The 241-nt window shown below is 41.1% G+C and carries 1 pseudogene; it reads right to left on the bottom strand.

The annotated features are described in order from the left end of the window. Positions 1–148 (bottom strand): annotated as a pseudogene (locus HMPREF0077_RS11205) (PhoU domain-containing protein); the annotation flags it as partial. Positions 149–241 lie beyond the last annotated feature (93 nt).

Raw genomic sequence — 241 nt, 5'->3', positions numbered from 1 at the left:
AGTAGAAGATAAACTCACAAATATTCTGGCAGCGGTCGCCAATACGTTCGATAGAACGCGCGCAGAACAGCGCAGTAAGTACGCTCGGAATGGTACGCGAATCTTCCATCATGTAGGTCATCAGTTGACGAACAATACCTTCGTATTCCTGATCGACTTTTTATCTTTTTCTGTATCTCCACTTGGTGTTATATCTTTTCCATTCCTATCTACATTTCCAGAAGAATAGGAAGATTTTCTA

It is taken from the genome of Anaerococcus tetradius ATCC 35098, assembly GCF_000159095.1.
Taxonomy (GTDB): domain Bacteria; phylum Bacillota; class Clostridia; order Tissierellales; family Peptoniphilaceae; genus Anaerococcus; species Anaerococcus tetradius.
This window is presented reverse-complemented; position numbering and strand designations above follow the sequence as displayed.